29 protein-coding genes are annotated in these 25331 nt (G+C 63.7%); 15 read left to right on the top strand and 14 right to left on the bottom strand.

All coding sequences use genetic code 11. The features are described 5' to 3' along the window. Positions 1-8: 8 nt before the first annotated feature. Positions 9-500: a F0F1 ATP synthase subunit B gene (locus ACWGTO_RS04890; protein ID WP_454573734.1), complete on the top strand. Its 492-nt coding sequence runs from the start codon at positions 9-11 to the stop codon at positions 498-500. 137 nt (positions 501-637) lie between these two features. Here ACWGTO_RS04890 and ACWGTO_RS04895 read toward each other — a convergent pair whose 3' ends face one another. Further along, the gene (locus ACWGTO_RS04895; protein ID WP_454573735.1) at positions 638-1333 is read right to left on the bottom strand and encodes a ribonuclease HII; all 696 of its coding nucleotides are present in this window, start codon (positions 1331-1333) and stop codon (positions 638-640) included. Positions 1334-1488: 155 nt separating this feature from the next. Then, positions 1489-2643: a PA0069 family radical SAM protein gene (locus ACWGTO_RS04900; RefSeq protein ID WP_454573736.1), complete on the bottom strand. Its 1155-nt coding sequence runs from the start codon at positions 2641-2643 to the stop codon at positions 1489-1491. Between the two features lie 149 nt (positions 2644-2792). Here ACWGTO_RS04900 and ACWGTO_RS04905 point away from each other — a divergent pair, with 149 nt between their 5' ends. Then, the gene (locus ACWGTO_RS04905; RefSeq protein WP_454573970.1) at positions 2793-3296 is read left to right on the top strand and encodes a glycosyltransferase; all 504 of its coding nucleotides are present in this window, start codon (positions 2793-2795) and stop codon (positions 3294-3296) included. Between the two features lie 192 nt (positions 3297-3488). Continuing rightward, positions 3489-4463 carry a hypothetical protein gene (locus tag ACWGTO_RS04910; RefSeq protein ID WP_454573737.1) on the top strand — a complete coding sequence of 325 codons (975 nt, stop codon included), beginning with the start codon at positions 3489-3491 and terminating at the stop codon, positions 4461-4463. Here the strand turns inward: ACWGTO_RS04910 and ACWGTO_RS04915 are convergent. From ACWGTO_RS04915 to ACWGTO_RS04945, 7 genes are all read right to left on the bottom strand, one after another. After that, the gene (locus ACWGTO_RS04915) at positions 4453-4881 is read right to left on the bottom strand and encodes a GFA family protein (protein ID WP_454573738.1); all 429 of its coding nucleotides are present in this window, start codon (positions 4879-4881) and stop codon (positions 4453-4455) included. The genes ACWGTO_RS04910 and ACWGTO_RS04915 overlap by 11 nt on opposite strands. A gap of 125 nt (positions 4882-5006) precedes the next feature. Then, the gene (gene moaB, locus ACWGTO_RS04920) at positions 5007-5561 is read right to left on the bottom strand and encodes a molybdenum cofactor biosynthesis protein B (RefSeq protein ID WP_454573739.1); all 555 of its coding nucleotides are present in this window, start codon (positions 5559-5561) and stop codon (positions 5007-5009) included. Continuing rightward, on the bottom strand, positions 5548-6438 hold the full coding sequence (locus ACWGTO_RS04925) for a 4-(cytidine 5'-diphospho)-2-C-methyl-D-erythritol kinase (RefSeq protein ID WP_454573740.1): 891 nt from the start codon (positions 6436-6438) through the stop codon (positions 5548-5550). The genes moaB and ACWGTO_RS04925 overlap by 14 nt, the downstream gene beginning before the upstream one ends. Before the next feature lie 26 nt (positions 6439-6464). Next, positions 6465-6650 (bottom strand): hypothetical protein, encoded by a 186-nt coding sequence (locus ACWGTO_RS04930; RefSeq protein WP_454573741.1) that lies wholly within the window; start codon positions 6648-6650, stop codon positions 6465-6467. A gap of 83 nt (positions 6651-6733) precedes the next feature. Then, on the bottom strand, positions 6734-7591 hold the full coding sequence (locus ACWGTO_RS04935) for a S49 family peptidase (protein ID WP_454573742.1): 858 nt from the start codon (positions 7589-7591) through the stop codon (positions 6734-6736). Between the two features lie 122 nt (positions 7592-7713). Beyond that, on the bottom strand, positions 7714-8511 hold the full coding sequence (locus ACWGTO_RS04940; RefSeq protein ID WP_454573743.1) for a tRNA1(Val) (adenine(37)-N6)-methyltransferase: 798 nt from the start codon (positions 8509-8511) through the stop codon (positions 7714-7716). Continuing rightward, positions 8511-8735, bottom strand: coding sequence for a putative signal transducing protein (locus ACWGTO_RS04945; protein ID WP_454573744.1), 225 nt, complete (start codon positions 8733-8735; stop codon positions 8511-8513). The genes ACWGTO_RS04940 and ACWGTO_RS04945 overlap by 1 nt, the downstream gene beginning before the upstream one ends. Before the next feature lie 197 nt (positions 8736-8932). On the opposite strand from ACWGTO_RS04945, the gene ACWGTO_RS04950 reads away from it, so the two are divergent. The 5 genes from ACWGTO_RS04950 to ACWGTO_RS04970 all read left to right on the top strand — a co-directional run bounded on the left by ACWGTO_RS04950 (position 8933) and on the right by ACWGTO_RS04970 (position 14051). Continuing rightward, positions 8933-9949 (top strand): polyprenyl synthetase family protein, encoded by a 1017-nt coding sequence (locus ACWGTO_RS04950; RefSeq protein ID WP_454573971.1) that lies wholly within the window; start codon positions 8933-8935, stop codon positions 9947-9949. 76 nt (positions 9950-10025) lie between these two features. Next, positions 10026-10694 (top strand): GntR family transcriptional regulator, encoded by a 669-nt coding sequence (locus ACWGTO_RS04955; protein WP_454573745.1) that lies wholly within the window; start codon positions 10026-10028, stop codon positions 10692-10694. A 369-nt stretch (positions 10695-11063) separates the two neighbouring features. Further along, the gene (locus ACWGTO_RS04960) at positions 11064-11663 is read left to right on the top strand and encodes a biotin transporter BioY (RefSeq protein WP_454573746.1); all 600 of its coding nucleotides are present in this window, start codon (positions 11064-11066) and stop codon (positions 11661-11663) included. A gap of 6 nt (positions 11664-11669) precedes the next feature. Further along, positions 11670-12086 carry a DUF1284 domain-containing protein gene (locus ACWGTO_RS04965; protein WP_454573747.1) on the top strand — a complete coding sequence of 139 codons (417 nt, stop codon included), beginning with the start codon at positions 11670-11672 and terminating at the stop codon, positions 12084-12086. Between the two features lie 192 nt (positions 12087-12278). Continuing rightward, positions 12279-14051: a tetratricopeptide repeat protein gene (locus ACWGTO_RS04970; RefSeq protein WP_454573748.1), complete on the top strand. Its 1773-nt coding sequence runs from the start codon at positions 12279-12281 to the stop codon at positions 14049-14051. Between the two features lie 60 nt (positions 14052-14111). On the opposite strand, the gene ACWGTO_RS04975 is transcribed toward ACWGTO_RS04970, so the two are convergent. Continuing rightward, positions 14112-14573, bottom strand: coding sequence for an N-acetyltransferase family protein (locus ACWGTO_RS04975; RefSeq protein WP_454573749.1), 462 nt, complete (start codon positions 14571-14573; stop codon positions 14112-14114). 192 nt (positions 14574-14765) lie between these two features. Here ACWGTO_RS04975 and ACWGTO_RS04980 point away from each other — a divergent pair, with 192 nt between their 5' ends. Next, positions 14766-15686 (top strand): glycine--tRNA ligase subunit alpha, encoded by a 921-nt coding sequence (locus ACWGTO_RS04980; RefSeq protein WP_454573972.1) that lies wholly within the window; start codon positions 14766-14768, stop codon positions 15684-15686. An 82-nt stretch (positions 15687-15768) separates the two neighbouring features. Then, positions 15769-16455: a DUF4328 domain-containing protein gene (locus tag ACWGTO_RS04985; protein WP_454573750.1), complete on the top strand. Its 687-nt coding sequence runs from the start codon at positions 15769-15771 to the stop codon at positions 16453-16455. Here ACWGTO_RS04985 and ACWGTO_RS04990 read toward each other — a convergent pair. After that, positions 16452-16622 (bottom strand): hypothetical protein, encoded by a 171-nt coding sequence (locus ACWGTO_RS04990; RefSeq protein ID WP_454573751.1) that lies wholly within the window; start codon positions 16620-16622, stop codon positions 16452-16454. The two genes, ACWGTO_RS04985 and ACWGTO_RS04990, sit on opposite strands and share 4 nt — an antisense overlap. 194 nt (positions 16623-16816) lie before the next feature. On the opposite strand from ACWGTO_RS04990, the gene glyS reads away from it, so the two are divergent. Then, positions 16817-19258, top strand: a complete 2442-nt coding sequence (gene glyS / locus ACWGTO_RS04995) for a glycine--tRNA ligase subunit beta (RefSeq protein ID WP_454573752.1) — start codon at positions 16817-16819, stop codon at positions 19256-19258. 120 nt (positions 19259-19378) lie between these two features. Then, the gene (locus ACWGTO_RS05000) at positions 19379-19732 is read left to right on the top strand and encodes an ATPase (protein WP_454573753.1); all 354 of its coding nucleotides are present in this window, start codon (positions 19379-19381) and stop codon (positions 19730-19732) included. A 120-nt stretch (positions 19733-19852) separates the two neighbouring features. On the opposite strand, the gene ACWGTO_RS05005 is transcribed toward ACWGTO_RS05000, so the two are convergent. Continuing rightward, complete coding sequence (locus tag ACWGTO_RS05005; protein ID WP_454573754.1) at positions 19853-20245, bottom strand: hypothetical protein; 393 nt, start codon at positions 20243-20245, stop codon at positions 19853-19855. Positions 20246-20365: 120 nt separating this feature from the next. Continuing rightward, positions 20366-20836: a hypothetical protein gene (locus ACWGTO_RS05010; RefSeq protein ID WP_454573755.1), complete on the bottom strand. Its 471-nt coding sequence runs from the start codon at positions 20834-20836 to the stop codon at positions 20366-20368. 174 nt (positions 20837-21010) lie between these two features. On the opposite strand from ACWGTO_RS05010, the gene ACWGTO_RS05015 reads away from it, so the two are divergent. From ACWGTO_RS05015 to ACWGTO_RS05025, 3 genes are all read left to right on the top strand, one after another. Continuing rightward, positions 21011-21976: an L-threonylcarbamoyladenylate synthase gene (locus ACWGTO_RS05015; RefSeq protein WP_454573756.1), complete on the top strand. Its 966-nt coding sequence runs from the start codon at positions 21011-21013 to the stop codon at positions 21974-21976. An 18-nt stretch (positions 21977-21994) separates the two neighbouring features. Beyond that, a complete protein-coding gene (locus ACWGTO_RS05020; protein ID WP_454573757.1) occupies positions 21995-23425 on the top strand; it encodes an FAD-binding oxidoreductase in 1431 nt (476 codons plus the stop codon). 186 nt (positions 23426-23611) lie between these two features. Then, positions 23612-24178, top strand: a complete 567-nt coding sequence (locus tag ACWGTO_RS05025) for a DUF6101 family protein (protein ID WP_454573758.1) — start codon at positions 23612-23614, stop codon at positions 24176-24178. A gap of 168 nt (positions 24179-24346) precedes the next feature. Here ACWGTO_RS05025 and ubiA read toward each other — a convergent pair whose 3' ends face one another. Beyond that, complete coding sequence (gene ubiA / locus ACWGTO_RS05030) at positions 24347-25330, bottom strand: 4-hydroxybenzoate octaprenyltransferase (protein ID WP_454573973.1); 984 nt, start codon at positions 25328-25330, stop codon at positions 24347-24349. Position 25331: the final 1 nt, after the last annotated feature.

A 25331-nucleotide genomic window follows, 5' to 3' on the forward strand; every position in this document is an offset into this window, starting at 1 on the left:
AGCACATCATGGACGCCACATCGCTTGCTACACTCTGGGCCACCGTCGCCCTTGTCATTTTCCTCGGCGTGGCCGTCTACATCAAGGTACCGGGGGTGATCGCCAAGGCGCTTGACGCCCGTGCCGCCAAAATCAGCAATGAGCTCGATGAGGCCCGCAAGCTGCGCGACGAGGCCCAGCAGTTGCTCGGCCAATATCAGAAGAAGCGCAAGGAAGCCGAGCAGGAGGCCGCGGCAATCGTCGCCGCTGCCAAGCGCGAGGCAGAGATGCTTGCCGCCGAAGCGCACAAGAAAACCGAGGACTATGTCACCCGCCGCACGGCGCTTGCCGAGCAGAAGATCGGCCAGGCCGAGCGCGAGGCAGTCGCCGAGGTGCGCGCCAGCGCCGTCGACATCGCCGTGGAGGCCGCCCGCACGCTGCTTGCGGCCAAGGTCGACGCCAAGGCCGGCGCGGATTTTTTCAAGTCCGCGTTGCAGGATGTGAAGGCCAAGCTCAACTGAGCGATTGTTTCAGTCGCAGACATCAAGCCGCCCGGGCAACCTGGCAGCTTTTTTGTTGGGTGCTGACGAAGGGAGGCGCGGCGCAGGAACTGCCAATCTCCCCCTCGTGGGGGCCCCACAAGGGTGGAGATTAGCTCTCACTCCAGCCCGGCGAAACTCTCTTCCTCGGCCACCTCAACGCCGCCCAGCCGGAACGGCGCGAACGACGCCCGATGCAGTCTTGCCACCGGTCCATGCGCCTCAATTGCGGTACGATGGCGGACCGTGGCGTAGCCCATATGGACCTCGAACCCGTAACGCTCGTGGTGGCTGCCGCAGCCGCACATCATCCGGTCGCGCATCACCTTGGCGACGATCGACGCGGCGGCGATCGACTGGGAGCGCTGGTCGCCCTTGACCAAGGCGCGGCCCTCGCAGAGGAGACCCGGCGGCACGTCGCGGCCGTCGGCCAGCGCCAGCTTCGCCTGGATGGGCAGGCCGGCCAGGGCGCGGCGCATCGCCTCCAGGCTGGCCTTGAGGATATTGCTGCCGTCAATGCCTTCGGCGCTCACCGAGGCCATCGACACGCCGAGCGCGGAGCCGAGGATTTTCAGGAACAGCGCCTCGCGCTGCAAATGGTTGAGCCGTTTGGAATCGTCGAGCCCGTCGGGAATGTTGGCGGGGTCGAGGATCACCGCTGCCGCAACCACAGGCCCGGCTAGCGGACCGCGGCCGGCCTCGTCCATGCCCGCCACCGGCCACAGGCCCTCAGCCATCGCCTTCGTCTCGAAGGAGAAGTCGGGCTTCTCGACGATTTCGAAAAGAAGCGGAGAATCGGAACGCGCGCGAGCCATGTTGCGGCGAGGTTCGCATCGGCTCCGATTCTCCGCAAGTCCCTCCAGGGTCGAATGGGGCAAGACCGGGAGGGCACCGTCTGCAGGCCGGGGGACAGGCCGGACGGGATTCTTGTTTCCTGCCCGGCCGAAGACGGCAGGCAGGAGAAGTATCTTCAGAGCAGCATCAGCTGCTCTGTCGCATTGGCGGCGGCGACGAACTGGTCGGTCCTCAGCGTCCGCCGTTCGGCGTTAAGGCCGAGCCGCTTGGCGGTGATCTCGAAGCGTCGGCCGATCTGCCAGGCATAGGGTCCGGCGCCTTTCATGCGCTTGCCCCATTCCGAATCGTAATCCTTGCCGTCGCGCATCGACCGGATCAGCGACATCACATGCCGGTAGCGGTCAGGATAGTGGCGCAGCAGCCAGTCCTTGAAGATCGGCGCCACCTCGAGCGGCAGGCGCAGGATGACATAACCGGCTTCGCGGGCGCCGGCGGCGCGGGCCGAATCGAGGATGCGCTCCATTTCTTGGTCGGTCAGGCCGGGGATGATCGGCGCCACCATCACCGAGGCCGGAATGCCTGCATCCGAAAGTTGCCTTATTGCCTCAAGCCGCTTGGTCGGTGTCGATGCGCGCGGCTCCATGGTACGCGCCAGCATGCGGTCCATCGTCGTCACCGACAGCGCCACCTTGGCCAGGCCCCGTTCGGCCATGCGCGACAAGATGTCGATGTCGCGCGTCACCAGATGGGATTTGGTGACGATGCCGACCGGATGGCCGCGCGCCTCAAGCACTTCGAGAATCTCACGCATGATCCGATACTGCTTTTCGATCGGCTGGTAGGGATCGGTATTGGTGCCGATGGCAATGGTGCGCGGCTGGTAGCCGTCCTTCGACAGTTCCTTGTCGAGCAGCCGCGCCGCATCCGGCTTGGCAAACAGCTTCGATTCGAAATCCAGTCCCGGCGACAGGCCCATGAAGGAATGCGTAGGCCGGGCGAAACAATAGACGCAGCCGTGCTCGCAGCCGCGATAGGGGTTGATCGACCGGTCGAAGGAGATGTCGGGCGATTCGTTGCGGGTGATGATGATGCGCGGCTTCTCGACCTGCACCTCGGTCTTGAACGGCGGCAGCTCCTCCAGCGAATTCCAGCCATCGTCGAACACATGCCGGCTGACGGGTTCGAACCGGCCGGACGGGTTGATCCCGGCAGAACGGCCGCGGTTGCGGTCCGGACGGACGCGCATGCCGCTCTGTTCGATCATCGCATTGGCCATCTCGGCTCGTCCTGCTCCGAAGGCTGCAATGTCCGCACGCACGATATGTTCCATTTTCGCCCTCTCCCAGGGACTGTCGGCCGGCTGTCGAATCGTTCTGTTCATGAAAATAATCCTATTTTGCCGACGAGAACAAAGCAAGAACTTTTTTGCCGCGCGATGCCAAACTGGCGCTCCGCGAGGCTTTCCGCTATTGCGCTGAAATGCTCAGCGTTCTCATCGAAACCCATGATGACGAAGAGGGCCTTGCCCGCACGCTCGCCTCGCTGATCGGCGGCGCGGTCGAGGGCGTGGTGCGCGACGTCATCGTCTGCGACACCGGCTCGACCGACCAGACGCAACGGGTCGCCGATCATGCCGGTTGCCACTTCGTCGCCGGCGGCATCGCTGCCGGGATCAGGCAGGCGAAAGGCGACTGGCTGCTGTTGCTGGAACCCGGCGCACGGCTTGTCGAGGGCTGGATCGACGACGTTGTCGCTCACACGGCGCGGCAAACCATGCCGGCGCGCTTTTCCCGCGCCCGGGGCAGCCGCAGGCCGTTCCTGGCACGGATGCTCCAGGGAAACCGGGCGCTGGCCGAAGGACTGGTCATCAGCAAGCGGCAGGCGACGTCCCTGTCGAAGAACGCGCGCAGCGCCGAAGCCCTCGCGCACGGCCTTGCCACCAGGCGGCTCGACGCCGAGATCTGGGTGGCTCCGGCCAAGTGATGTCTTGTCCTCCCGCGTCGGCAGGCGAGAGCGATGTCAAAACTTGTTACTTTAGCTCGTCGTTATTGTGCATTGCACAAAAGTTGACGCGGGGATAACATTCCCCTGATGCGGGACATTTGGGTTTGGGTAATGCTTGGGCGGTGAGCAGCCGACATTTCGTCGGTGCCGCGCTCATAACCGAGGACCCCAATGAACCTTTCGACGCCTGACAAATCCGGCACCGCCAGCCTCGAGGCCATTGCCCGCAATGGCAGCCTGTTCCGCCGCATCGCCGCGCGCATCCCGACCTATCTGTCCGATCTGCGCGAGAACCCGGCCTGGCTGCCGATGTTCATGCTGGCCCGCACCATGCCGGGGCGGCGCCTGCACTGGCTGGGCGCCAAAGCCACCCGCCCGGCGCAAAATACCGGGGCTACGATGTTCAGGGGCGTCGACCTCAATTCGGTCGTCGAGGCGCTCCGGTCCGACGGGCTGTTTTCCGGTCTGGTCCTGCCGCAGGCTGTCCACGAAGAGATCACCAGTTTCGCGCAAAGCACGCCGTGCTTCGGCAATTTCGACCGCCGGCTCGAATTCATGCCCGGGGATCATGCCGAGGCCGAGAAGCGTTTCGGCCGCTCCCTGCTCAGTGGCCATTATTTCGAGCGCATCCTCGGCTGCAACGCGGCACTCGCCATCCAGAACGATCCGCTGCTGCTCGACATCGCCCAGCACTATCTGGGCGGGCAGGCAAAGCTGATCACGACGCGCGTCTGGTGGAGTTTTCCGACCGGCGAGGCCTCCGATGCCGACAAGAACCTCGCCTCGCTCGGCAAATACCATTTCGATCTCGACGATTGGCGAATGCTGAAATTTTTCTTCTATCTGAAACCCTGCGATGCCGGCACCGGCCCGCATGTCTATGTCAAAGGCAGCCACAGGCGACGCAGCCTCAAGCACCAGCTGACGCTGCTCGTCGGCCATTCGGCGCAAGAGGTGCTCAAGGTCTATGGCGACGACAGCCCGGTCACGTTGACCGGCGAGGCAGGTCTCGGCTTTGTCGAAGATCCGTTCGGCTTCCATATGGGCACCGTGCCGTCACGCACGCCGCGGCTGATGATGGAAGTCGGCTTCGGCGTGTCGCCGCCCTCGCGCCGCCGCTTCCACGGCGAACCGGTCATCCGCTGATCAGGATCTCGACCGGCATCCAACGCGCCTGCCGCCGGGCCATGCGGCCCTCGCGGCTCTCGGCATCGTAATCCATGGCGACCGGCTCGCCGCTGAACCGCGGCCGGTCGTCCAATGCGTTGACGATGACGATCGCCCTCGGGTCGCCGCCATCGGTGGTCACCGCCGCGACATAGACGCCGCAGTCCCGGCAGATGAGATAGTCGGCGGTGCGCAATCCGAACCGGTATCGGTGCAACCGCGCCTCGTCCTCGACCGTGACGATCAACCGACCCTGCGGATCGGCGGCAGCGCGCGAGCCATGCCGGACGCAGAACGCGCATTGGCAGGCGCGGATCTCCATCTGCGATGGCTCGATCCCGGTTTCAAACGTCAGGTGGATGTTGCCACAATGGCAGCCGCCCGTGTACGCGCTCATCGTATTCCGCCTTGAAGACCCGGCGACAGATTACCCTCCTGGCAGCCTGCAGGAAATGACCCTTCGAAGGTCCAGGCGTCATTCGGCTTGAGATAGGCGGCGTGCGACCGGCACTTTGCCTTGGTTTACGAGCCGGCCTTGCCGCGCTTGAGATGCTCGTCCAGGCGGGGCATGATCTCGACGAAGTTGCAGGGCATGTGGCGATAGTCGAGCTGCGGCTTCAAAATGCCGTCCCAGGCATCCTTGCAGGCGCCGGGCGAACCCGGCAGCACGAAGACGAAGGTGGCGTTGACGACGCCGCCGGTCGCCCGGCTCTGCACCGTCGACGTGCCGATCTTGTCGTAGGAAATGCGATGAAACACTTCGGAAAAGCCATCCATGCGCTTTTCGAAGATCGGCTCCAGCGCCTCCGGCGTCACGTCGCGGCCGGTGAAGCCTGTGCCACCGGTGGTGATGACGACATCGATATCCTTGTCGCGCGACCAGCCCAGCACCTTGTCGCGGATTTTCTTGCGATCGTCGGTGACGATGTCGCGGGCGGCGAGAATATGGCCGGCCTCGGTGATGCGGTCGGCCAGGGTCTGGCCGGATTTGTCGTCTGCGAGGCTGCGCGTATCGGACACCGTCAGCACCGCGATGCGCACCGGAATGAACGGGCGGCCCTCGTCAATTTTGGCCATCGGTTCCCTCCGAAGCGATGCTTCGTGTCGCCGCGACAAACCAGTCCGGTTCGCGGCTGCGGATCTCGGCCGCCGCGCGCTTGGCGACATTGCCGGTCTCGAACAGCCCGAAACATGTCGCGCCGGACCCCGACATGCGCGAAAAGCCCGACCCGGCTCTATTCAGCAGCGAAAGCGCCCTGCCGATGGGTGGCTGTATCGCCTGCGCCGGTGCCTCAAGATCGTTGCGGGTGATCTCCAGCCAGTTGCGGACGCTATGGAAGTCGAAGCTGCGAGGCAGCGGCGGCAGTGGTTCGTTGTCGCGCTTCTCGAGTGCGTTGAACACGTCCTGCGTTGAGACGGCTACGCCGGGATTGACCAGCACCAAAGCGAGCGCGGGAAAATCCGGCAGGAGCGACAGCTCGTCACCAACGCCGCGCGCGACCAGCGGTTTTGCCGCAAGGCACATCGGCACATCGGCACCGAGCGTGAGGCCAATCCGCGCCAGTTCGGCTTCGCCGATGTCGAGACCCCAGGTCTGGACAAGGCCGCGCAGCACCGCCGCCGCATCGCTCGAACCGCCGCCGACGCCGGAGGCGACCGGAAGGTTCTTTTCCAGCCGGATGGCAACCGGTGTGCTCTGCTTGCCGGCCTGCCGGCGCAGCGCCTCGCGCGCCTTCACCACCAGATTGCTGTCGTCGATAGGCACAGAAGTCGCGTAACGGCCCGACACGGAGAATTGGTCGGCCTCGGCTGGCTCGATCTCCACCCTGTCGCCGAAGCGGGTGAAAACGGCGAGGCTTTCAAGCAGATGATAGCCGTCGGCACGCCTGCCGGTGACATGCAGCGCCAGATTTATCTTGGCAGGCGCAAGCCATGTCCGGGCTGCGGCATCCACAGTGTCGGCTGCTGGCGGGATGATGCTCAGTCCTTGGCCAGGCGGTATTCGCCGGTCTTCGGATCCTGGACCAGCGTGCCGTTGGTGCCGTTGGCCGCCTGCTTTTCGGTGCGCCGCACCTTGGCGGTCACGCGCTCGGCTTCGCGGATGAAGGTGCGGTAGCCGAAATAAGCGACGGCGCCGACGACTGCGAAGAAAATGATCTGCGGCATCTCAAAACTCCTCCCTCGCAAGGCGGCAAAGGCGGCCGGGTAGGGTCAGACAGATTGTTATGCTAGACGCTTTCCCTGGTTTTTCAAAGCCCGAAGCGCGCCCACAATGCGCGCTCTTCCGCCGCATCGATCACGCCGCTTGCGGCGGCGGCAGCAATATCGGGCGCCGAAAAGTTCGAGCCGAACAGGCCGATGCGGCCGAAAAGGCCACGCGGCGCGGTGACCAGCCTGAGCTGGGTTTTCGCGCCGAACCGGGTCTTCAGCACCGTGCGCATGTCGCTCAACGCATCGACGAGGCCAAGCTCCAGCCCTTTCTTGCCGGTCCAGAACAGGCCGGTGAACAGGTCCGGATCGTCCTTCAGCTTCGAGCCGCGACGCTCCTTGACCAGGTCGATGAAGGTCTCGTGCACCTCGAGCTGCAGCGCCTTCAGGCGCTCGATATCTTCCTTCTTCTCCGGCTTGAACGGGTCGAGCACCGCCTTGTTCTGGCCGGCGGTGTGGACGCGGCGCTCAACGCCGATCTTCTTCATCAGCTCGGGAAAACCGAACGAGGCCGAGACCACGCCGATCGAACCGACGATAGAGGATGGATCGGCAAAGATCTCGTCGCCGGCAACAGCGATCATGTAGCCGCCCGAGGCCGCTACATCCTCGACGAAGACCAGCACCTTCTTGTTCTTCTCGACCGCGAGATCGCGGATGCGCTTGAAGATCAGCCGCGACTGCACCGGCGAACCGCCCGGCGAATTGATGGAGATGGCGACGGCCGGCGCGTCGAACAGGAATGCCTTTTCGATGAGAGCGGCCGTGGAGGCGAGCGACAGGGTCGGCCGGAACTGGCCGCCGCCGGCCATGATGGCGCCGTGCAGCCTGATGACCGGAATGGTGGCGACATTGGAGCGCCAGGATTTCGGCAGCAGGCGGTTGAAAAGGCGTTTCACGATGTGGCTGTCTCCAGTGGCTTCAACGCATGTAGGGATTTGCTGGCCAACGGCAATGCCGCGGTTTTGGGGCGAATGCATGTCGCGCTGCCGCTTTGCGGCAACGGCATGCTCACCCAAAATCAATCGCCGAACAGCGACGCCAGTCCGTTGTTGATCATCTCGGTCCGCTCCGACGGGCCATCGCCCGTCTCGGCATGCAGCATCAGCGGCGGGCGGATCGACAATTTTCCACGCGCGCCGAGCGCCGCCCGCACGACAATGCGGATTGCCGCTGCTTGCGGGCGTGGATGGACGGCCAGCATCTCGGCGTCGCCGAAGCGGCCCGACAAGGCATCGAGGAGATCGCGGAGCTGTTCAGGCCGCGCGATGACGATCAGGCCGCCGCGCGGCTTGGCGACGGCGGCCGCACTTCGGGTCCAGCTTTCGAACAACCCGTCTTCCATGACATGCGCTTGCCGGCGCAGCGGGTCAGGTGTGGCGCGGTCCTCGGTGGCGTTGAAGGGCGGGTTCATGATGACGAAGTCGAAGGAATTATCGGCAAGGCCGGCTTGCGTGCGCGCCCGGCCCGACAATGTGACGTCGGCTGTCAGTACGGAAGCGCGGTTGCCGAGATGCGCATTGCCGGGATGGGCGAGTGTGGTTGCCGCGAAACCCGCCATCTCGGTCGAGCGTTCGACAAGCACGACCTGCGCCTCTGGGCAGCGCGACAGCACCGCCAGGCCCGCAGCACCCGCGCCAGCGCCGAAATCGGCAAGCCGCCCGGCAAAGGTTGACGGTACAGCTGCTGCCAGCATCATGGCGTCCATGCCGGCGCGGTGGCCGGTCGTGGGCTGCACCAGCCAGAAATGGCCGCGATGGAACGCATCGACCGTGTGGGCCGGCGTATCGGTGACAGAGGCGGCGCCGGGCACGGCCATTATTTTCGGCGGATTTCGTTGGCAATCCCGGCGTCGGTCAGGATGCGCCGCGCCTGATCGGCCTGGTCGGCATCGACCATGACGCGCTTTTGCAAAAGACCGATCGACCCTTCGAGAATACTCATATTCTGGTCGGCGACGAAAAAGACGATGCCGGCATCGCGCATCAGCGATTCGACAAAAGAGATGATCACGGCATCGTTGGTGCGGATGAGTTCTATCATCGGACGAAGTTCGCAGGTTGTATCGTTGATGTAAACGCTGGAGCATTGTGCCGAAAAGCGTGGAGCGGCTCTAAGGGCTGACATGCCGTCACCAGCCGCGCCAATTCGCCTCTTGCCGTGCCCGTATGTGCCGCCCTAGAGTCTGTGGCGGGACCAGGGTGCCGTCGCACGCGTGATCAAGACGGGAGTGTTTGTTGGTGGGTGTCGTTCTCAACATCGAAAACGGGAAGCGGGAACCCGCTTCCATCAAGGATCTCATCGACCTGACATCTGCCGATATGGGCCGCGTCAACGAATTGATCCTGTCCAAGGCCGGCTCCGACGTCGAGATGATCCCGGAGGTCGCCAACCATCTGATCTCGTCGGGCGGCAAGAGGCTCAGGCCAATGCTGACGCTCGCCGCCGCCCAGATGTTCGGCTATTCCGGCGAGGGCCACGTCAAGCTCGCCACCTCGGTTGAATTCATGCACACCGCCACGCTGCTCCACGACGATGTCGTCGACGAGAGCGGCATGCGCCGCGGCAAGAAGACGGCGCGCATGATCTGGGGCAACCAGGCGAGCGTGCTGGTCGGCGATTTCCTGCTCGGCCAGGCTTTTCGCATGATGGTCGATGTCGGCTCGCTAGAAGCGCTCGACATCCTGTCCAGCGCCGCCTCGATCATCGCGGAGGGCGAGGTGATGCAGCTTGCCGCCGCCAAGAACCTGGACACCACCGAGGACGAGCATTTCGCCGTCATCAAGGCCAAGACCGCGGCACTGTTTTCCGCCGCCGCCGAGGTTGGTCCGGTCATCGCGCTGGCGACGCGCAACGATCGCGCCGCATTGCGCTCCTACGGCATGAATCTCGGCCTTGCCTTCCAGCTTATCGACGATGCGCTGGATTATGGCGGCTCCAGCCAGGAGCTGGGAAAAAATGTCGGCGACGATTTCCGCGAGGGCAAGGTGACGCTGCCGGTCATCCTCGCCTACCGACGCGGCACCAAGGCCGAACGCACTTTCTGGAAACGCGCCATCGAGGACAATGTCACCGACGATGCCGGGCTGGAAAAGGCGATCGGCCTGATGACCCGCCATGGCGCCATTGCCGACACCATCGGCCGCGCCCGCCATTTCGGCGAAATCGCCCGCGATGCGCTGGCGCCGCTGGAAGCGACGCCGCAGAAATCGGCGCTGATCGACGTCATCGACTTCTGCATCAGCCGGGTGAACTGACCGTCGAGCGCGCTTGCCGCGAAATCACACAGCGGCCGTCTCGACAAAGCGGCGCGCGTCAAATTATCTATAAAACATGGCAAAGACTGCAGACGACACCATCGCCGTGCGCATCAGCAAGGTGCTGGCCGACCGCATCATATCGGGCGCGATCGAACCGGGGGCCCGGCTGCGGCAGGATCATATCGCCGAGGAGTTCCAGACCAGCCATGTCCCGGTGCGCGAGGCTTTCCGGCGTCTCGAGGCGCAAGGGCTGGCGATCGGCGAGCCCAGGCGAGGGGTGCGCGTTGCCGCTTTAAATCTCGGTGAGGTCAGGGAAGTCGCCGAAATGCGGGCCGCGCTTGAAGTTCTGGCGCTGCGCCATGCCGCGCCGCATCTGACGGCGGCCATTCTCAACCTTGCCGAGGAAGCCACAAAGGCCGGCGACAAATCCCGCGATGTCCGCTCCTGGGAGGAGGCCAACCGCAGCTTCCACCGGCTGATCCTGGCGCCCTGCGGCATGCCGCGGCTCATCGCCACAATCGACGATTTGCATGCGGCAAGCGCCCGCTTCCTGTTCGCCGCCTGGCGCTCGGAATGGGAAATCCGCACCGACCAGGACCACCGCGCGATCCTGAGCGCGCTTAGGCAAGGCAACATCGAATCGGCCGCCGCCACTCTTGGCCGGCATGTGCAGTGGATCGGCCAGAAACCGGTCAGGACCGCCTCCGGCAAGATGCGCGAGGCGTTTGCTATTGTCGGATAGGGGGCGGCAGCGAGAAACCTGGAAGCCTTTGGTATCTCGGACCACTCCCGGTCGATAGCGATCCTTCACACCCCCCCTCTGTCCTACCGGACATCTCCCCCGCAAGGGGGGAGATCGAGTGTCGCGGATGCTTTCGCCAATCGCCAAAGTCGCAGGAAAAGCGCCGTCGGATGAACTGCTGATCTCCCTCCTTGCGGGGGAGATGGCCGGCAGGCCAGAGGGGGGTGCTGTCCCTCCGGCATCTCCGAGAGGGCTACATTCTCCAAAGCTTTTTGACTCGAGGGGTTGCCATCTCTGCGCAAATATGGATTCGATAATAGATCGAACAACAAAATTATCTATAATTTACAATCAACCAGGGAAGCCGCCATGACCGACATCGCCTTTTCGCCCTCCAAGCCATCCTTCAGCCCGTTGCGCCTGCAGACCCGCTCGCTTGGCTGGCAGGTCGGAGCCGTCGTCCTGGGCACGCTGTTTCTGGCGCTGTCGTCCTACATCGAAGTGCCGATGGTGCCGGTGCCGGTGACCATGCAGACCTTCGCCGTGACGCTGATCGGCGCGCTCTATGGCTGGCGGCTTGGCGCCATCACCATCGCCGCATGGCTCGTCGAGGGCGCCGTGGGCTTCCCGGTGCTATCGGGCGGCGCCGCCGGCATCCAGCACTTTGCCGGCCCGACCGCCGGCTACCTCTTCGCCTTCCCGCTTGTCGGCGCGCTTGTCGGCTGGCTGGCCGAGCGCGGCTGGAACGGCAACCGGGTAATGCTGGCCTTCGCCGCCATGATCCTCGGCAACCTTGCCTGCCTGGTTCTCGGCACCGCCTGGCTCGCCATCATGATCGGCCTCGAACAGGCCGTCACCTTCGGTTTCCTGCCCTTCCTTGTCGGCGGCTTGCTGAAATCGGCGCTCGGCGCCGCGACGCTGAAGCTGTTTTCCGGCAACAAGGCTGAGTCGGCCGGGAAAGCATCGTAAGGACCGATGACCGTCAGGCTGCGCTCCCATCATCTGCTTTGCCTGCTGACCTATGTCGGCAAAGGGTACAGCGCAGCCTTCGTCGCCAATTATGACGCGATCGCGAGACGTCTTGGCCGGGGCGAGGACGTTCTGATCGTCTCCGGCCCGGACGACATCTGCCAGCCGATGCTCGGCGCGGCAGAATCCCATTGTTTGGGCGAAAGCGCCGCCGGCCGGGACGAGCTGGCGGCACGCGACGTCGGCAAACTGCTGGCCCGGCCGATCCGGGCCGGTTCCCGCTTCGGCCTCGACGCAGCAACGTTGGCCAGCCTGCGCGCGGCCTTTTCAGCCGGTGTGCCGCGTGAGGCCTGCCAGGGTTGCGAGTGGGCAGGCCTGTGCACCACTGTCGCGGCAGGCGGATATCGCGATGTCAGGCTGTAGCTCCCAACCCTGATCTGCTATTATCCCGAACCGACAGTGTGTGCGTTGCCATGGTTTGTTAATCGGGTGACCCGATTGTGAATTCGGCCTGGATTGAAGCCTGACCCCAAAAAGGCCATGCTTTGTCCGGAAACATCGAGTCTATGGCGGTCCCGCCTTATGTGCGGGTCGTGTCTGGCTGAAAGGGATACGATGCGGCAAGGACGTGCGCGCTGGCTCGCGGGGCTGGCAATTGTGGCAGGGATGGCGATTTCTCCGCTGCCCGCCTACGCCAAGGAATCGACCGATCCGGTCAAGATCACCTCCTTCTCGGGCGCCTATCTCGCCGCCCGCATCGCCGAAGGCGACAACGACCTCGACAATGCCATTGCCTATTACAAGCAGGCGCTGGCGTTCAATCCCGGCGACACCTCGCTGCAGCAAAGCCTGATGCTGTCGCTGATCGCGCAGGGGCGCTTCGAGGAATCGCTTGTCTATGCCGACAAGCTCAAGGAAGTTCCCGATGTCGAGCGCTTCTCGCGACTGGCGCTGGCGGTTGATTCCTTCCACAAGAAGGATTTCACCAAGGCGCAGTACTGGCTCAAGCTGTCGCTCGAATCCGATCTCGATCGCCTGATTTCCGGCGTCATGTCCGGCTGGGCACAAGAGGGCGCCGGCGACCCAACCGGGGCGATGGCCTCCATCGACAAGCTGCAGGGGCCGGACTGGTTCGGCCTGTTCAAGTCCTTCCACCGCGCGCTGATCGCCGATGCCGCAGGCATGTCGGACAAGGCCGATGCGCTCTACGACGCGACGCTGACCGACACCACGGCCGGCGGCGCCGCGCCCGAGACATGGATGCGCAGCGCCCAGGCCTATGCCTCTTTCCTGGCGCGCAAGGGCGACAAGAACAAGGCGCTCTACGTGCTCGACAAGGCCGAGGCCTTCGCGCCGGGCAAGCTCGACATCCAGGCGCTTCGCGACAAGATCAGCAAGGGCGACAAGATCGAGCCCTTTGTCTCCAGCCCGTCGGAAGGCGCGTCCGAAATCCTGCTTGACCTCGCCATCGCGCTCAATCGCGGTGGCGGCGAGCCGTTCGTGCGCCTCTATCTGCAATATGCGCTGGCGCTGAAGCCCGACAGCGACGCCGCTTTGGTGCAGCTTGCCGCCGTTGCGGAGCAGCTGAAGGACGGCGAAGGCGCCATTGCGCTCTATCGCCGCATTCCAGCCTCCTCGCCGCTGAAGGAGCTTTCCGACCTGCAACTCGGCCTCAACCTTGCCGATCTCAACCGTCACGATGAGGCGATCACCCATCTGAAGGCCTTCGTCGACGCCCACCCCGACGACATGCGCGCCTATCTGGCGCTGGGCGGGGTCTATGCCTCGAAGGAGGATTTCCGCTCCGCCGCCAACCTCTACGACAAGGCGGTCGCGGCGCTGAAGACGCCGACCAATGCCAACTGGAACATCTTCTACCAGCGCGGCATCGCCTATGAGCGGCTGAAGGAATGGCCGAAGGCCGAGCCGAACTTCCGCAAGGCGCTGGAACTGTTCCCCGACCAGCCGCAGGTGCTGAACTATCTCGGCTATTCCTGGGTCGACATGAACATGAACCTCAAGGAAGGCCTGGCGATGATCCAGAAGGCCGTCGACCTGCGGCCGAGCGATGGCTACATCGTCGATTCGCTGGGCTGGGCCTATTTCCGCATGGGCCGGTTCGACGACGCCGTGCGCGAAATGGAGCGCGCCGTGTCGCTGAAGCCGGAAGATCCGGTGCTCAACGACCATCTCGGCGATGCCTACTGGCGCGTCGGCCGCAAGCTCGAAGCCACCTTCCAGTGGAACCAGGCGCGCGACCTGAAGCCCGATCCGGATGTGCTTGCCACCTTGCAGCAGAAGCTGATGAAGGGCCTGCCACCGATCGAATCCAACACCGCGCAGGAAACTCCGAAGGTCAAGCCTGTGGTGCCCGCGCCGAAAGGGTGAAACGGCCATACGTCCAATGAAACGGGGCTCGCTGAGCCCCGTTTTCGTTTCAGAACAGCATCAAAAGAGCTTTCGATAGACGACAAACCCCGAGCGCTCGCCGATCTTGTCGTAAAGCTTCATCGCCGTGTGGTTGGTCTCATGCGTCAGCCAGTAGACGCGGCCCGCCCCGGCAGCTTGCGCACGCTCATAGACGCCTTCGATCAGCGCCCGGCCGACACCTTTGCCGCGCGACGCCTCATTGGTGAAAAGGTCCTGCAGATAGCAGTTCGGCGAAATCGCCGTCGTGGAGCGGTGGTAGAGAAAATGGACAAGGCCGAGAAGCTTGCCTTCGCTCTCGGCCACCAGCGCATGCATCGGCTCATAGGCATCGAAGAAGCGCGACCAGGTCATTGCGGTGATCTCGCCTGCAAGGGCCGTCGGGCCGGAGCGCTCGTAAAACGCATTGTAGCCGTCCCACAGCGGCAGCCACTGCTCATAATCCTGCCGGCTGAGGGGGCGCACGATGGACTGGGCGGGCATGGCGGAATCTTTGTCGTTGGAACTTGCCCGAGCAAATGGCGCTCAGCGCCTTCCGGCAATGGGCCAGCCGGAAGCAAAGCGTTCAACCTCTGAAGGCACAGTGCGGCAGGCGCTGCCTTGACGCTTGCAGGCTCGGCAACTAGGGAATGGCTTCATTTTTGCGCTTCCGAGGCCGCCGTGTCGACAGACCATATGCATCCCAGCCGTTCGTTCCAGGGGCTGATCCTGACCCTGCACAATTACTGGGCCGCCTATGGCTGCGTGATTTTGCAGCCCTACGACATGGAAGTCGGCGCCGGCACCTTTCATCCGGCAACCACGCTGCGCGCGCTTGGCCCCAGGGGTTGGAACGCCGCCTATGTGCAGCCCTCGCGCCGGCCGAAAGACGGCCGCTATGGCGAAAACCCCAACCGGCTGCAGCATTATTACCAGTACCAGGTGATCCTGAAGCCCAATCCGCCGAACCTGCAGGAGCTCTATCTCGGCTCGCTCAAGGCGATCGGCGTCGATCCGCTGCTGCATGATATCCGCTTCGTCGAGGACGACTGGGCAAGCCCGACGCTGGGCGCCTGGGGGCTCGGCTGGGAGTGCTGGTGCGACGGCATGGAAGTCTCGCAGTTCACCTATTTCCAGCAGGTCTGCGGCATCGAATGCGCGCCGGTGGCGGGAGAACTGACCTACGGCCTGGAGCGGCTGGCCATGTATGTGCAGGGCGTCGACAATGTCTACGACTTGAACTTCAACGGCCGCGATGGCGCCGAAAAGGTTACCTATGGCGAGGTCTTCCTGCAGGCCGAGCAGGAATATTCCAGGCACAATTTCGAATATGCCAACACCGCCATGCTGCTGAGGCATTTCGAGGATGCCGAAGCCGAATGCAAGGCGCTGCTCGCGGCCGGCGCCCCAGCCTCGAACGACAATCTGCCGATGCACCGCATGGTCTTCCCGGCCTATGACCAGTGCATCAAGGCAAGCCACGTCTTCAACCTGCTCGATGCGCGCGGCGTGATTTCCGTCACCGAGCGGCAGAGCTACATCCTGCGCGTGCGCAATCTGGCGAAAGCCTGCGGCGAGGCGTTCCTGATGACCCAGGCCGGCGGACTGGCGGCCTGACCTACCGATAAGGTGCTGTCCGCTTGAGCGTCGGCCTTTGCGCGTCTAGCTTGTGCAGGGCGCGGATGAGGAGCGGGCTGACGTGAGCATCTTCAAGGACTTCTCGGCAAGCACCGCTTGGGTGATCCGTATCTTGTGGGTCCTCATAGCGGTCGATGTCATCGCTGTCGTGTCCGGCTATTTCGAGTTCCAGCTTCTGGTCGACATCGGCAGCGGAACTGGAAGCCTGGGTTACGACGTTTCGGCGGCCGCCGATTCGAGCGACAACAGGCAGAGGATTGTCGGCATCATCCAGGTCATTCTTTGGCTGGTGGCGGGAATAAGCATCCTTGCCTGGATAAGGCTGGCCAACAAGAACGCCAGGGCGCTTGGCGCCACGGATATGGAGTTCACGCCCAATTGGGCGATCGGCTGGTATTTCATCCCCGTCGCCAATCTCTGGAAGCCGTATCAGGCGATGGCTGAGATCTGGCGGGCGAGCGGCGGATCGAAAAGCTGGAAGACAGAGTCGGCGCCGGGCATATTGACGATCTGGTGGTTCGTCTGGCTCGCCTCAAACATTTTCGACCGGATCGCATTTCGGCTCACCGTGAAAGCAGAGCAAATCCCGGAACTGCAGAATGCAAGTCTGGCGATGATAGCCTCCGATGTCGTCAGCGTGTTCTTGAGCCTGGCCTTTCTGGAGGTTGTCAAGGATATTTCGCAACGGCAGACGGCCCAGCCGGTGGCAGCAATGGAGGAGATCTCGGAGCAGCCGGATCCCGCCTAGGCGGAAAGGGAAACGGTGTAGGTTACGTCAGGCGTGTTCTGGCCGCTCGCCCCAGCCATCGTGCGCATTGCCTGACGCACACCCGGCATCGAGAAGGCGCCATGCACCTGCGCGGCGAAACAGGCGCTGAGTGCGAGTATCTGGAGAAGTCTCGATGCCGTTTTCATGGTCGTTCAGCCAATAGGTCCCTGCCTGAGCGTTGGTCGCTTCAGCGCTGCGTTTGGTTCATGGAAATCTTTGATCCAAGGACGGGTGGGGTCCGCTCGTCCCGACAGGGCGGTCAAAATTTCTGGAAAGGGTGACAGCGGCCAGCCGAGTTGCTATGCCCCGCGCGGACCATTCTCCCGCACGAGCCGAACCTATGCCTGACCTGCTACTAGAACTTCGCTCCGAGGAAATCCCCGCGCGCATGCAGCGCAGGGCGGCGGGCGATCTCAGGAAGATGCTGACCGACGGTCTGGTCGAGGCGGGTCTGACCTATGAGGCCGCGCGCGAATACTGGACGCCGCGGCGCCTGGCGCTCGACGTCAGGGGCCTGACCGCGCGCTCGAAGGACATCCACGAGGAGATCAAGGGGCCGTCGACGACGGCGCCGGAACAGGCTGTGCAGGGTTTTCTGCGCAAGGCAGGCCTTGCCTCGGTTACCGAGGCGCATGTCCATTCCGACTCGAAGAAGGGCGATTTCTACGTCGCCCATATTTCGAAGCCGGGCAGGGCGGCGGAAGCGATCATCGCTGAGCTGGTGCCGGCCATCATCCGCAGCTTCCCCTGGCCGACATCGATGCGCTGGGGGCCGGCTTCGGCCAAGCCCGGCTCGCTGCGCTGGGTGCGGCCGCTGCAGACGATCCTGTGCACCTTCGGCCCCGAGACCGAGGAGCCGGTGGTGGTCGATTTCGAGATCGACGGCATTCGCTCCGGCAACGTCACCTACGGCCATCGCTTCATGGCGCCCGACGAAATCACCGTGCGCCGCTTCGACGATTACGTGACCAAGCTGGAAGCTGCCAAGGTCGTGCTCGATGGCGACCGGCGCAAGGAGATCATCCTGGCCGATGCCCGCAACCTTGCCTTCGCCAACGGGCTCGATCTGGTCGAGGATGAAGGGCTGCTGGAAGAAGTGTCGGGCCTTGTCGAATGGCCAGTGGTGCTGATGGGCGAATTCGAGCAGGCCTTTCTTGCCATTCCGGCCGAAGTGGTCCGGCTGACCATCCGCGCCAACCAGAAATGCTTCGTCACCCGGCCGCAGGGCGACGGCGAAAACCTATCCAGCCGCTTCATCCTCACCGCCAACATCGAGGCCAGGGACGGCGGCAAGGAGATTGCGCATGGCAACGGCAAGGTGGTGCGCGCGCGCCTGTCGGATGCTCTGTACTTCTGGAGGACCGACCAGGGCGATCTGCCCGATCTGGAGCAGCTCGAGGCATCGGCGAGAAAGTTCGGGCTCGATCTGAAAAAGCCGCTCGACCAGCGCATGGCCCGTCTCGACCATCTCAACGTCACCTTTCACGCCAAGCTCGGCACGCAGGGCGAGCGGGTAGAACGGATCAAGCGGCTGGCGCAAGAGATCGCCGACAGCTTGTCGAAGCAGCCGAAATTCTTCGACGGCAAGCTTCTGTCGGCCGACGACCTCAACGCCGAGCAGAAATACCTGCGCGAGCGTGCCGGGCGTGCCTCGGTGCTGGCGAAGGCTGATCTGACCACCGAAGCAGTGGGTGAGTTTCCCGAGCTGCAAGGCGCCATGGGCCGCAAGTATGCGCTGCTGCAGGGCGAGCATCCGTCCGTCGCCGCAGCAATCGAGGAACACTACAAACCGCAGGGCCCATCCGACCGCGTGCCGACCGATCCCGTGTCGATTGCCGTAGCGCTGGCCGACAAACTTGATACGCTGGTTGGCTTCTGGGCAATAGATGAAAAGCCGACCGGGTCGAAGGATCCCTATGCGCTGCGCCGCGCTGCACTGGGCGTGGTGAGAATCATTCTGGAAAACAAGCTCAAGCTTTCGCTTGGCACCGCCATTGCGGCGGCAGTCTCCTCCGCACTCGCCGCATATGAACAGCAGGGCGAAGGGGCGGAAAGTCGCGGTGTTGTCGCGATGCTCGACTCCCGTATCCGCGACTACAAGGGAACAAGTCAGCTGTTGTCGGAAGCAAGCTTGATTTCCGACTTGCTGAAGGGTGGGCTGGCCGACGCACGTTCACGGACCTTTGGCTCTGCCGACCAGGAACGAGAGTTCTTCGACGGTCAGCGCATGATGGAATTGGAGGCGTCGCTGTCGCCATTTATTGCTGACCTCCTAGCCTTCTTCCACGACCGCCTGAAAGTCTATCTGCGCGATCAGGGCGCCCGCCACGATCTCATCGACGCTGTGATAACGCCGCAGGCGGACGACCTCCTTCAGATCGTGCGCCGCGTCGAAGCGCTCGGCTCCTTCCTCGACACCGAGGACGGCAAGAATTTGCTGGCCGGCACCAAGCGCGCGGCCAACATTCTGGCTGCCGAGGAGAAGAAGAAAACGGCCATCGCCGCGACTGTTGAGCCGGCGCTGTTTCGCGAGGAGGCCGAGAAGTCGCTGTTTGCCGCGGTGAATCAGGCTGAGAAGCAAGCCGGCGAAGCGATTCAAAAGGAAGACTTTTCCGCCGCCATGCTGGCGCTTAGCGTGTTGCGTGAACCCGTTGATTCATTCTTTGAGCGCGTTCTCGTGAATGATGAGGACCAGGCCGTACGCGCCAACCGTCTGGCGCTGCTCGCCCGCATCCGCGCAGCCACCGATCAGGTCGCGGATTTTTCCAAGATAGCTGGCTAAGGGACGGGGAAAAGCCAGAAAATTTTCTCCGCCGCCAGCCGTTCGAGCCGGCTTACAGTCATATGGCGATGATCTCTCCGTGGCAAAAAGGACAGGTTCCCAACCCCCACGGAGGCTTCCATGAATTCCGCTCACGACATCGAAGTGACAGAAGAAACCTCGGGCACTCCCGAGGCGCTTGAATCCGCTTCCGAAAACGTTCTTGACCACGCCGCTGCCACGGCGGTCGAGGCCGCCGACCTGTCGGATGACGACGAGGAAGGCGACGAAACGGACGAGGAAGAAAGCGAAGAAACCACCGCCTCATCCGATGACGACGAGGAAGACGAAGACGACGAGGATGAAGACGGCGAAGACGACGACAGCGTGAAAGCCGAAGCCGGCGACGCTGGCGAAGAAGAGTCCGACGACGATGACGACGACAAAGAAGAGTCTGAAGACGAGTCGGACGACGACAAGGAAGAAGCCGCCTGAGCTTTCAGTCGATCGACATCAACGAGAAGGCGGCGTTCACAAGCCGCCCTTTCTTGTTCGGAACTGACTCCGTCAGTCCTCCCGAGGCTGACTTTGTCAGTCCTCCCGAGGTTGACGAAGTCAATCCTCCAAAATGCTCACATGCACGCTGTCTGAATAGACGTCGACCTGGATCAGCGGCTCGCCATTGACGATGGCGTTCCGTGTCGAGGAACTCATGACGCCGCTGTGCTTCAGCATGCGCTCCAGATACGCGCGGTCGTCGTTGCCGCGGAACCAGTCGTCGCCCTGGTCGTCGGCGTCGCGGCGGTGGAACTTGTGCCAGTTGGCGCGGTCCTGCCGCACCATCTGTGCCGCGCTGCTCAGCTCATAGCCGTCGCTGGCATGGTGGTCGCGATCGGAAATGCGCGCAACGTAGGATCCCAGCATGTCGTCACCGGCCTGCGCGCTGCCAATGCCCAGAAATGACGCCAGCAATAGGCCGGCAACATTCAATGATTTCGTCATGTTCATGATAACCCCTCGCTCTCCTAGAACCCGGCGCGCTCATGCCAAACCCGATGGGCGAAATTGGGGCCGTCGCCGACAAGACGATCGTGCGCCGAGGCGCCGATCGACGTCAAGCGGAATGGCCTACTCGGCTTTGCCGACGCCCTGGCTCGGCTGCTGCGGCGTTGCCGCTGCCTGCGGCGCAGCAGCCGGCTGCGACTCGGGCTTGCCATTCGACGCCGTAGCAGTTCCGGCCGGTGCGGTCTCTGCTCCAGGCTTCGTCTCCGCTGCCGGTGCTGCTGCAGCGTTCGCCTTGGCGGGAGTCGGCGCGGCGAAGGCGCCGCCGACGATGCCGCCGCGAATGATCATCGGGCCCTGGCCATGCCTGGGCTTCTCGGGGATCGCTGCGACCTTTTCATAAGTCACATCGGGCTGGGCATCGCCGAGCGCCACGATCGATGGCGACGACGCGACCTTCATCGGTTCGGGTGTGCCGACTTTGATGACCGATGGCGTCGAGGTCGAGACGCCGAGAAAGACGATCGACGAGGCCTGTGCCCCACCGGTCACCGCCGCCAGGGTAAAACCAAGCGCTCCAAGCATACGCATCGACATTGAAACCATCCCCTTGCCCAACAAGCCGCCAGCCTTGACCCAGAAAGCCTTAACCCCAGTGGATTGATGCCGGCTTGCGGAGAAACATAGCATTTTAGGCATTGATAATTCACCAACGCCGGCTTGCCCGAAAATCGCTGCCGTACTAGGTCCGGCGCCTGTGAGGTGATGCGAGTGGCTGAGATACTACCCGTCAGCGAAGCGATGGAGCGGGCGCTGGCGCTGCTTGAGGGCGGCGACGTCGTCGCCATCCCGACGGAGACCGTCTACGGACTGGCCGGCGACGCCACCAATGGCGTCGGCGTCGCCCGCATCTTCGAAGCCAAGGGCCGGCCGCGCTTCAACCCGCTGATCGCCCATGTCGCCGATCTGGCGATGGCCGAGCGCATTGCGACCTTCGACCCGCTGTCGGAACGATTGGCCCAGGCGTTCTGGCCGGGGCCGCTGACGCTGGTGTTGCCGCAGCGAGCCGGCAACGGCATCCATCCGCTGGTCACGGCGGGGCTAAATACGATCGCACTGCGCATGCCCAGGGGGTTCGGCGGTGAGCTGATCGCCAGGCTCGGCCGGCCACTGGCCGCGCCCAGCGCGAACTCTTCGGGCAGGATCAGCGCCACGACGGCGCAAGCCGTGGCGGCCGATCTCGGCGCCAAAATCCGGCTCGTGGTCGATGGTGGCGCGACCCCGGTCGGGCTGGAATCGACTATTCTCAAGGTTGAAGGCGACACTGTGCGGCTGCTGAGGCCGGGCGGCATTGCCGCGGCCGACATCGAGGCCGCCGTCGGCACCAAGTTGCTGCGCGGCGCGACGACCGGGATCGAGGCGCCAGGCATGCTGGCGTCGCACTATGCGCCGGGCGCATCGGTGCGCCTCAATGCGCAAAGCGTGGCTAAAGGAGAGGCCTTGCTCGCCTTTGGCGGTGACCGCGCGGAAGGCTGGCAAGCGGCCGTCGCATTGCGCAACCTGTCCGCGTCAGGCGACCTGCGCGAAGCCGCAAGCAATCTGTTCGCCTATTTGCAGGAACTCGACCGCAGTGGCGCGGCGACGATCGCCGTCGAACCGATCCCGTTCGAGGGCCTGGGCGAGGCGATCAACGATCGGCTCTTTCGCGCCGCCGCCCCCCGTGACAAGCTCGACTGAGCGCCATAGTTTCTGCCCATGAACGACCAGCCCTTCGATCTCGATCCCGCCCTCATCGACCGCTTCGCCGCAATCGTCGGCGACAAATATGCGCTGCGCGGCCAGGCCGATATCGCGCCTTACCTCATCGAGCGGCGCGGGCTGTGGCACGGCAGGACAGGGCTGGTGTTGCGTCCCGGCAGTGTCGACGAGGTCAGCCGGATCATGCGGCTGGCGAGCGAGACTGGAACGCCTGTCGTGCCGCAGAGCGGCAACACCGGGCTGGTCGGCGCGCAGGTGCCCGACGCGTCGGGTCACGAGATCGTGCTGTCGCTGTCGCGGCTGAACCGTATCCGCGAGATCGACGTCTTCTCCAACACGGTGACCGTCGAGGCCGGCGTCATCCTGCAGACGCTGCAGGAAGCGGCCGATGCCTCCGACCGGCTCTTTCCGCTGTCGCTTGCCGCGCAAGGATCCTGCCAGATCGGCGGCAATCTGTCCTCCAATGCGGGCGGCACGGGCGTGCTTGCCTATGGCAATGCGCGCGAACTTTGCCTCGGTGTCGAAGTGGTGCTGCCGACCGGCGAGGTGTTCGACGACCTGCGCAAACTGAAGAAGGACAACACCGGCTACGATCTGAAGAACCTGTTTGTCGGCGCCGAAGGTACGCTCGGCATCATCACCGCCGCGGTGCTGAAACTGTTTCCCAAGCCCAAGGGGCGCGAAGTCGCCTTTGCCGGCCTGTCGTCGCCGGAAGCAGCCCTTTCGCTGTTCAGCCTGGCGATGGACCGGGCAGGGGCGGCACTCACTGCCTTCGAACTGATCGGCCAGCGTCCTTATGATTTCACGTTGCGCCACGCGCAGGGCGTCACCCGGCCGCTGGCCGAGGTCTGGCCCTGGTATGTGCTGATGCAGGTGTCATCCGGCCGTTCGGCCGAGGACGCCAGAGGGCTGATCGAGGAAGTGCTGTCGGAAGGCCTCGAGCAAGGCATTGTCGGCGATGCGGTGATCGCGGCAAGTCTGGCGCAGGGCGACGCGTTCTGGAATTTCCGCGAGGTGCTGCCGGATTCGCAAAAGCCCGAAGGCGCCTCGATCAAGCATGATATTTCGGTGCCGGTGGCATCCATCCCCGCGTTCATCGCCAAGGCTGCGGGAGCCGTTGCCTCGGTCAGTCCGCAAGCACGCGTCGTCTGCTTCGGCCACATGGGCGACGGCAATCTCCACTACAACATCTCCCGGCCGCAGGGGGGTGACGACGAAGCGTTTCTCGGCCTCTACCACGCCATGAACCATGCCGTGCACGATGTCGTGCGCTCCTTCCATGGCTCGATCTCGGCCGAACACGGCATCGGCCAGTTGAAGCGTGATGAACTGATCGCCACCGCGCCGCCAATGGCGATCGAACTGATGCGCCGGGTGAAGGCGGCCTTCGATCCGGCCGGCATCATGAATCCCGGTAAGGTTATCTAATCCTTTCAACATCTTGTGGCTGGTCTCATTCCGATAACCATCCACCGAGATCAGCAAAATTTAACCGACTTTCTTAAGCGCGCAGGTAAGAAGCCCGCGCTACTGTTTCGCCATAACGAGGCTGGGAAAACTGGCCCGGTGGGATCCGTGAAAGCGGCTCTCAGGAGAGACACAGGAAGGCAGTAGATGAACAGTGTACTGAAGCCCGTCTGGGCTGGGCGCAACATGCGTCTTGACCCATTCCGCCTGCCGCAAGTGGTGAGCTATGCCACGCGCGACGACTATGGCGACGTTACCTTCACCATCGACCAGCGTGGCGCCGTCATCCGGCGCACGCTCGAGATGAGCGGCCTGCCGGCGATCATCGCGCTGCCCGCCAATGCGTTTCGCGGCGTCGCCGCCCGCGCGATGGAGGATCCGGAAGGCAATGTCACGGTAACCCTGGAACTCCTGCACAATGACCCGATGCTGTCGGTGCCGTTGCTGGTGGCCGACGATCTCGACGATGTCGCCGCCGACTGGCGCGCCTGGGCCGATGCCTACCGGCTGCAGATGCTTTTGATCGAATCCGACGGTATTGCCCGCACACTGGAAGAATCGCTGGGCGCCGCCATCAAGGCGCTGCCGGCCAAGGATCGCCGCAAGGGCCGGGTTTCGACCACGCGCCGTCCGCGTTTCCTCGCCCGCCGCCGGGCCGGCGATCTCGGCTTGAGGCTGGTCGTCGACGGCGAAGAGATTATTTCGCGGGAGTGAGAAGCAGTCCTTTCCTTCCCCCCTTGTGGGGGAAGGTGGATCGGCGCGCAGCGCCGAGACGGATGAGGGGTGTTCCAGCGAAGTGAGGCTCTAGCGTTCCCTGGAACACCCCTCATCCGTCGCCTTCGGCGACACCTTCTCCCACAAGGGAAGAAGGGAAAAGCTGAGCTACACCAGCGGCTTCAGCGCCACCCAGAGCGCGCCACCGATCAGGCCGAGGAAGATCAGCCAGCCGACTTGGTTGTTCGATTTGAACAGCCGCAGACATTGATCGGGATCGTCGATATCCAGAACTGCTATCTGCCGCGCCATATGCGCACCGGCGGCGATCAGCCCGGCCAGCGCCACCACCGGCGCCTGCGCCGAGGCGAAGGCGATGGCAAAGCACACCAGCGTGCCGCCATAGAGCCCGACCAGCCAGGTCTTGGTGTTGTCGCCGAACAGCCGCGCCGTCGAGCGCACGCCGACAATGGCGTCGTCTTCCTTGTCCTGGTGCGCATAGATCGTGTCGTAGCCGATCACCCACAGGATCGAGCCGATATAGAGCATGATGGCCGGGCCATCGAGATCGCCGAACTCGACCGCCCAGCCCATCAGCGCGCCCCAGGAGAAGGCGAGCCCAAGCACGAATTGCGGCCAGTTGGTGAAGCGCTTCATGAAGGGGTAGACGGCAACGATCACCAGAGAGACGATGCCGAGCGGAATGGCGAAGTCGTTGAACTGCAACAGCACGACGAGGCCCAGCAAGGCCTGGATGACCAGGAACGCCCAGGCCTGGCGGCGGGTCACCTTGCCGGCCGGCAGCGGCCGCGAGCGCGTGCGCTCGACCTTGTTGTCGATGTCCTGGTCGACAATGTCGTTGTAGGTGCAGCCGGCGCCACGCATCGCGACGGCGCCGACAAAGAACAGGAACAGATACCAGGGCGCCGGCAGCAGCGTCAGCAGTGGGTCGGTGGGGCGGGGATAGGCGCTGACGGCAAGTGCTGCCGACCACCAGCAGGGCCACAGCAGCAATTGCCAGCCGATCGGCCGGTCCCAGCGCGCAAGCTGCGCATAGGGCCACAGCCAGCGCGGCAATATCTTGTAGACCCAATGGCCGCTCGGCGCGTCGGCGACACGGCCCTGGGCCGCTTTCGACTGGATGGTTTCCATC

The sequence above is a fragment of the Mesorhizobium sp. PL10 genome, from assembly GCF_053714315.1.

Bases quoted from the DNA above. Each gene is read 5' to 3' on its own strand.
- ACWGTO_RS04965 (WP_454573747.1), top strand. From the start codon at position 11,670: ATGACCGTCAGGCTGCGCTCCCATCATCTGCTTTGCCTGCTGACCTAT.
- ACWGTO_RS04910 (WP_454573737.1), top strand. From the start codon at position 3,489: ATGAACCTTTCGACGCCTGACAAATCCGGCACCGCCAGCCTCGAGGCC.
- glyS (WP_454573752.1), top strand. From the start codon at position 16,817: ATGCCTGACCTGCTACTAGAACTTCGCTCCGAGGAAATCCCCGCGCGC.
- ACWGTO_RS04940 (WP_454573743.1), bottom strand. From the start codon at position 8,511: ATGGCCGTGCCCGGCGCCGCCTCTGTCACCGATACGCCGGCCCACACG.
- ACWGTO_RS04960 (WP_454573746.1), top strand. From the start codon at position 11,064: ATGACCGACATCGCCTTTTCGCCCTCCAAGCCATCCTTCAGCCCGTTG.
- ACWGTO_RS04945 (WP_454573744.1), bottom strand. From the start codon at position 8,735: ATGATAGAACTCATCCGCACCAACGATGCCGTGATCATCTCTTTTGTC.
- ubiA (WP_454573973.1), bottom strand. From the start codon at position 25,330: ATGGAAACCATCCAGTCGAAAGCGGCCCAGGGCCGTGTCGCCGACGCG.
- moaB (WP_454573739.1), bottom strand. From the start codon at position 5,561: ATGGCCAAAATTGACGAGGGCCGCCCGTTCATTCCGGTGCGCATCGCG.
- ACWGTO_RS04900 (WP_454573736.1), bottom strand. From the start codon at position 2,643: ATGGAACATATCGTGCGTGCGGACATTGCAGCCTTCGGAGCAGGACGA.
- ACWGTO_RS05000 (WP_454573753.1), top strand. From the start codon at position 19,379: ATGAATTCCGCTCACGACATCGAAGTGACAGAAGAAACCTCGGGCACT.
- ACWGTO_RS05025 (WP_454573758.1), top strand. From the start codon at position 23,612: ATGAACAGTGTACTGAAGCCCGTCTGGGCTGGGCGCAACATGCGTCTT.
- ACWGTO_RS04970 (WP_454573748.1), top strand. From the start codon at position 12,279: ATGCGGCAAGGACGTGCGCGCTGGCTCGCGGGGCTGGCAATTGTGGCA.
- ACWGTO_RS05010 (WP_454573755.1), bottom strand. From the start codon at position 20,836: ATGTCGATGCGTATGCTTGGAGCGCTTGGTTTTACCCTGGCGGCGGTG.
- ACWGTO_RS05005 (WP_454573754.1), bottom strand. From the start codon at position 20,245: ATGAACATGACGAAATCATTGAATGTTGCCGGCCTATTGCTGGCGTCA.
- ACWGTO_RS05020 (WP_454573757.1), top strand. From the start codon at position 21,995: ATGAACGACCAGCCCTTCGATCTCGATCCCGCCCTCATCGACCGCTTC.
- ACWGTO_RS04930 (WP_454573741.1), bottom strand. From the start codon at position 6,650: ATGCCGCAGATCATTTTCTTCGCAGTCGTCGGCGCCGTCGCTTATTTC.
- ACWGTO_RS04915 (WP_454573738.1), bottom strand. From the start codon at position 4,881: ATGAGCGCGTACACGGGCGGCTGCCATTGTGGCAACATCCACCTGACG.
- ACWGTO_RS04890 (WP_454573734.1), top strand. From the start codon at position 9: ATGGACGCCACATCGCTTGCTACACTCTGGGCCACCGTCGCCCTTGTC.
- ACWGTO_RS04905 (WP_454573970.1), top strand. From the start codon at position 2,793: ATGCTCAGCGTTCTCATCGAAACCCATGATGACGAAGAGGGCCTTGCC.
- ACWGTO_RS04975 (WP_454573749.1), bottom strand. From the start codon at position 14,573: ATGCCCGCCCAGTCCATCGTGCGCCCCCTCAGCCGGCAGGATTATGAG.
- ACWGTO_RS04955 (WP_454573745.1), top strand. From the start codon at position 10,026: ATGGCAAAGACTGCAGACGACACCATCGCCGTGCGCATCAGCAAGGTG.
- ACWGTO_RS04990 (WP_454573751.1), bottom strand. From the start codon at position 16,622: ATGAAAACGGCATCGAGACTTCTCCAGATACTCGCACTCAGCGCCTGT.
- ACWGTO_RS04895 (WP_454573735.1), bottom strand. From the start codon at position 1,333: ATGGCTCGCGCGCGTTCCGATTCTCCGCTTCTTTTCGAAATCGTCGAG.
- ACWGTO_RS04980 (WP_454573972.1), top strand. From the start codon at position 14,766: ATGCATCCCAGCCGTTCGTTCCAGGGGCTGATCCTGACCCTGCACAAT.